The sequence below is a fragment of the Nocardia concava NBRC 100430 genome (assembly GCF_000308815.1).
GTDB classification, from domain to species: domain Bacteria; phylum Actinomycetota; class Actinomycetes; order Mycobacteriales; family Mycobacteriaceae; genus Nocardia; species Nocardia concava.
In genome coordinates, this window is sequence record NZ_BAFX01000006.1 from 1 (window position 1) to 4271 (window position 4271).

The following is a 4271-nucleotide window of genomic DNA, read 5'->3' on the forward strand; positions in this document are numbered from 1 at the left end:
GACGGGGCGTCCGCGGATGTCTCGGATGCGCCACGGTTTTCGCGCCCGGCCAGAGCGAACAAGCGCGCCAAGGAGACTCGAATCGGCCTGGTCCGCCGCGCGCGGCGGATGTACCGGGATATGACCCTGGAGTTCCCCGGCGCGCACTGTGAGCTGGATTTCACCACACCCCTCGAATTGGCGGTCGCCACAATTCTTTCCGCGCAGTGCACCGATGTGCGGGTCAATATGACCACCCCGGCGCTGTTCGCGAAGTACCGCAGCGCACGCGATTACGCCGAGGCCAATCGTGCCGAGCTGGAGGAATACATTCGGCCCACCGGCTTCTACCGGAACAAGGCCAGCGCGCTCATCGGGCTGGGGCAGGAACTGGTGGAGCGTTTCGACGGTGAGCTGCCGCACACCCTCGACGAGCTGGTCACGCTGCCCGGCATCGGGCGCAAGACCGCGAACGTGGTCCTCGGCAATGCCTTCGGCGTCCCGGGCATCACCGTCGACACCCATTTCGGGCGGCTGGTGCGGCGCTGGAAGTGGACCGCGGAGGAGGATCCGGTCAAGGTCGAGCACGCGATCGGCGAGCTGATCGAGCGCAAGGACTGGACCATGCTCTCGCATCGGGTGATCTTCCACGGCCGGCGTGTGTGCCACGCCCGCAAGCCGGCCTGCGGCGCCTGCTTCCTGGCCAACGAGTGCCCGTCCTTCGGGGAGGGCCCGACCGATCCGACCGAGGCGGCCAAGCTGGTGAAGGGCCCGGAGACCGAGCATCTTCTCGGACTGGTCGGCCTGTGAGCGCGGAGACCGCGCGGGGTGGTACCTGGTGGCGTTGGGTGCTGGCGGCGGTGATCGTCGCCGTGGCGGCGGCCGTCGCGCTGTGGCCGCAGCTCACTCGAGATTCCGACAAGCCCGCCGCGTCCGGGACCAACCCGACCGCGCAACCCGTCGAAGCGTCCGTCTCCGAGGCGGATCGGGCCGCGGCCGCCCTGGCCGCCTGTCCGCAGCCCAGCGGCGCGCCGGTGGGGGACAGCCCGCTGCGCGGCCTCACGCTGAACTGCCTGGCCGACGGCAAGCCCGTGGATCTGGTCGCGGCGCTGGCCGGTAAGCCCGCCCTGCTGAACCTGTGGGCCTATTGGTGCGGTCCGTGCGCGGAGGAACTGCCGCTGCTGCAACAGTTCTCGCAGCAGGCCCGGAACGCGCTGACGGTTCTCACCGTGCACAGTGACCAGGGCACGGCCAAGGCGTTGTCCAGGCTGAGCGGGCTGGGCATTCACCTGCCCGGGGTCGAGGATCCGAATGCCAAGGTGCGCACCGCGGTCGGGGCGCCGGCGGTGCTGCCGATCTCGGTGCTGTTGCGCGCCGACGGCACCGTGGCCAAGGTCGTGGTGCGGCCGTTCACCAGCGTCGAGGACATCTCCGCTACGGTCGCCGCTGAATTGGGAGTGAGAGCGTGAGACTCGAGGTGTCCGCCGACGGGATTCCCGGCTGGCTGCACGGGGTGGCCGAGCACGATCCGGCCGATCCGGCCGGGGTGAACCCGGTGCTGCGGCGAAATGCGATGCGGCGCTTCGCGGCCGCCGCGACCCGCTCCCGGGACGCGGCCGTGCTGGTGTTGTTCGGTGGATCGCCCGAGGCGGATCCGACCGCCAAAGGTGGTCTACCGCCCGATGCCGACGTGCTGCTCACCCAGCGCGCCGCCACCCTGCGCCAGCACAGCGGCCAGGTGGCGTTCCCGGGCGGCGGCGTGGAGCCGCAGGACGACGGCCCGATCAGCACCGCCCTGCGCGAGGCCCAGGAGGAGACCGGCCTGGACCCCGCGGGCGTGGAGCCGATCGCGGTGCTGCCCAAGATCTTCGTGCCGCCCTCGCGGTTCGATGTGACACCGGTGGTCGCCTACTGGCGCACCCCCGGCGAGGTGGGAGTGGTGAGCGAGACGGAGGCCGCGCGCGTGGCGCGGGTGCCGATCAGCGAGCTCATCGATCCGGCAAACCGTTTCGTGGTGCGGCATCCGCTGGGCTATATGGGTCCCGCCTTCACCGTGGACGGAATGCTGGTGTGGGGGTTCACCGCCGGCGTGCTCGCGGGCCTGCTGGCGGTGTCGGGGTGGGAAACCGAATGGGACCATCACGATGTACGTGATCTGCAGGCCGCTTTGGCCGCGGTAGGGATGACATTATGAGCGCCTCTGGCTGGCTCGACCTCGGGATCATCATTCTGGCGCTGCTGGCCGCCACCTCCGGGTGGCGTCAGGGCGCGGTCGCCTCGGCCCTGGCCTTCCTAGGCGTGATTCTCGGTGCGGTGGCGGGCATTCTGATCGCGCCGCACATCCTCAAGCACCTCAGCGAGGGCCGCACCCGGGTGCTGGTGGGCGTGCTGCTCATCGTGGCGCTGGTGATCGTGGGCGAGGTCGCGGGCATGGTGCTGGGCCGGGCCGCGCGCGGCGGCATGCGGGATCCGTTCACCCGCAGCGTGGACAGCGTGGTGGGCGCCGGCCTGCAGGCGGTGGCGGTGCTGGCCACCGCGTGGCTGCTGGCGCTGCCGCTGACCAACTCCTCGCAGCCCGGAATCGCGGCCGCGGTCAGCAACTCCCAGGTGCTGCGCAATGTCGACCATGTCGCGCCCGACTGGCTGCGCCGGGTGCCGACCGACTTCTCCAACCTGCTCAACACCTCCGGGCTGCCGGACGTCATCGGCCCGTTCGGGCACGTCCCGATCACCGCGGTGGATCCGCCCGACGGCAGCGTGCTGCAGCTGCCGGTGGCCCAGCAGCTGCAGAGCAGCGTGCTGCGGGTGCGCGGCATCGCGCCCAGTTGCCAACGGCAGCTGGAGGGTTCGGGCTTCGTGGTGGCGCCCGAGCGCATCATGACCAACGCGCACGTGGTGGCGGGCACCAATACCGTCAGCGTGGACACCGCGCGCGGGCCGCTGCCGGCGACCGTGGTGCTGTTCGACTCGTCCAAAGACGTGGCGATCCTCGCGGTGCCCGGCCTGAACGCCGAGCCGCTGGCGCTGGCCCCGGCCGACGCCACCTCGGGGGAGAGCGCGATCGTGCTCGGCTACCCGGGCGGCGGCCGCTACACCGCCAGCGCGGCCCGCGTGCGCGAGACCCTGAACCTCAAGGGGCCGAACATCTATCGTGATGCCGACGTCAAGCGCGAGGTGTACACGATTCGCGGTCAGGTCCGGGCCGGTAACTCCGGTGGTCCGCTGGTGGACACCGAGGGCCGGATCCTGGGCGTGGTGTTCGGCGCGGCCGTCACCGACGACGCCACCGGGTACGTGCTGACCCTGGACGAGGTGCGGCCGGAATTGAACACGGCGGCAAGCCAATCGACGGCGGTCGGCACGGGCAGCTGCGTGCTGAGCTGAATCCTCGTCATTCCGGCATGCTTTTGGCCGGAATCCACCTACACCAGTGTGGATCCCGGCCAAGAAGCGCGCCGGGATGACGGGCGTCGCGGCTAGCCCAGGAGTTTCGCGATCTCCGCCGTCACCGCGTCCGGACTCTCCTGGTGCGCATAGTGACCCGCGTCCGGAATCCCCACCACACGCCGCTGCGGGGCGAGCTGGTGGCCGCGGCGGATGGTGCTCGCCAGGATGTACCGGTCCTGCTCGCCGTAGAGGGCCAGCGTCGGGATCCACACGGGTTCGCCCATGGTCGCCATGAAACGCCTGCCGTCGGGCCGCCATTGGCTGCGGAAGGCCCAGCGCTGATATTCCAGGGCACAGTGCGCCGCGCCCGGAATCCGGATGGCGGTGCGCATGCGGCGGGCGGTGTCGGCGAATTCCGCGGTGGCCGAGAACTGTTCGCCGACCCGCGCGCGCAGCAGCAGTTCGATCTCGATGCCGTCGTCGCGGGTGAGCCGGTTCTCGGGCACGCGCGGCAGCTGGCAGCGCAGGAAGTCCGGCAGCCAGGCCGACCGCTGCCGCCGATCGCGCAGCACGGCCCGCTTCAGCGCCACTGGATGCGGGGAGCTGATCAGTGCGATGGAGCGCACCACGCGCGGATGCAGTACCGCGGTGGCCCAGCAGACCAGTCCGCCCTCGGCGTGGCCGACCAGGGTGGCCTCGGTGTGCCCGAGCGCGCGGATCAGTCCGGCTACGTCACCGGCCAGGGTCCAGCCGTCGTAGCCGCGCGGCGGCTTGTCGGAATCGCCGTAGCCGCGCAGATCCACCGCCACCGTGCGGAACCCGCGCGCCGCCAGCCCGGTCAGCTGATGCCGCCACGACCACCAGAAGTCACCGAAGCCGTGCAGCAGCACCACCAGCGGCGTGTC

Annotated in this window: 5 protein-coding genes; 4 read left to right on the forward strand and 1 reads right to left on the reverse strand. The window is 70.8% G+C overall.

Annotated features, from left to right (window positions below; all coding sequences use genetic code 11):
- The first annotated feature begins 108 nt into the window (after positions 1-108).
- The 4 genes from nth to ON43_RS01765 are packed head-to-tail and all read left to right on the forward strand — an operon-like array spanning position 109 to position 3363.
- On the forward strand, positions 109-789 hold the full coding sequence (nth, locus tag ON43_RS01750) for an endonuclease III (protein ID WP_083913088.1): 681 nt from the start codon (positions 109-111) through the stop codon (positions 787-789).
- Positions 786-1448 carry a TlpA family protein disulfide reductase gene (locus ON43_RS01755; RefSeq protein WP_051177770.1) on the forward strand — a complete coding sequence of 221 codons (663 nt, stop codon included), beginning with the start codon at positions 786-788 and terminating at the stop codon, positions 1446-1448. The genes nth and ON43_RS01755 overlap by 4 nt, the downstream gene beginning before the upstream one ends.
- Entirely contained in the window at positions 1445-2173 is a 729-nt protein-coding gene (locus ON43_RS01760; RefSeq protein ID WP_373283372.1) for an NUDIX hydrolase, read from the forward strand. The genes ON43_RS01755 and ON43_RS01760 overlap by 4 nt, the downstream gene beginning before the upstream one ends.
- Entirely contained in the window at positions 2170-3363 is a 1194-nt protein-coding gene (locus tag ON43_RS01765; protein WP_040802747.1) for a MarP family serine protease, read from the forward strand. The genes ON43_RS01760 and ON43_RS01765 overlap by 4 nt, the downstream gene beginning before the upstream one ends.
- Positions 3364-3455: 92 nt before the next feature.
- Here ON43_RS01765 and ON43_RS01770 read toward each other — a convergent pair.
- Positions 3456-4271 (reverse strand): alpha/beta fold hydrolase (locus ON43_RS01770; RefSeq protein WP_040802755.1); only part of this gene is annotated, 816 nt, incomplete at its 5' end.